Origin of the sequence: Mesorhizobium sp. M7A.F.Ca.ET.027.03.2.1 (assembly GCF_003999175.1) — a bacterium.
GTDB lineage: Bacteria > Pseudomonadota > Alphaproteobacteria > Rhizobiales > Rhizobiaceae > Mesorhizobium.
This window is the reverse complement of the sequence record NZ_RZOM01001561.1, coordinates 1-935: the sequence shown is the minus strand read 5'-3', so window position 1 is coordinate 935 and position 935 is coordinate 1. Positions and strand designations below refer to the sequence as shown.

At 67.5% G+C, this 935-nt stretch carries 1 protein-coding gene; it reads right to left on the bottom strand.

What is annotated here, in order from left to right:
• The coding region (locus tag EN750_RS36435; protein ID WP_245482926.1) for a M24 family metallopeptidase at positions 1 to 935 on the bottom strand (935 nt) is incomplete at both ends.

Here is a 935-nt window from a genome sequence, read left to right as displayed (position 1 = left end):
CGGCGGTAGGTGCGCAGCCCTTGCCGCGCCAGGCTGTCGGTGGCGACGCGATGCACGTGAGCGAGCGTGGCTCCCGGAACAAGCGCGGCCAGCCCGTCGTCAAAGGCCCGCTCGGCGATCGCGTGCAGTTCGGCCTGCTCGGCGGATGGCGATCCGAAGGTGAAGTTGCGCGACATGTCGGAGGCGTAGCCGCCGACCGTGCAGACCATGTCGCACTTCAGCGGATCGCCAGGCATGGCTTTCGCATCGGTGCTTTTGGCCTTCGCGCCCAGCGTCACATATTCGGCTGTGGCGACCGGATGGGACAGGCCGGACGCGGCCGTGGCGACGCCTTGCCGATAGAGGGCAATGAGATCGCCCTGACGCATGCCGGCCATGGCATCGACCTGCAGCCGCTCCAGCCCGGCTTCCGACAGGATGATGCCTTGCTGGAGCAGATCGATCTCGCGCGGCGACTTGATGGCCCGCAACCTGTCGAGCACGGCCGAGCCGTCGACCATCGTGCAGCCCGGCAGCAGCGCCTGCATGACCGAGAGATCGGCGGCGGGAATAAAATCGAGATCGACGCCGATCCTTGCGCGCTCAAGTCCGAACCCGCTCAGGATCTCCTTCAGTTCGCGGACGGAACGGGCAAGTTCGAATGTTGCCGGCCGGGAAAAACCAGGCGCCCGGCCAGACGAGGCAAGGCCGGCCTCGACGCGTTGCGCCAGCCCTTGCCCTGCGGTCGAGGCGTCAAGCGTGGCGGTTTCGATCCAGATCGGGTGGCTGCGGATGACGGCATCCGACAGAGCCAGTTGCAGCTGTCCCGCATTGAAATCCGCCACCACGACGCCCATCGGCAGGTCTCGGCCAGCCGGGATGACGACGAAGCCGGCGCCGGCGCGCCGGAACAGTCCCGACGGCCCGATCGAGGCTCCGGTCGCATAGTGGAAGGC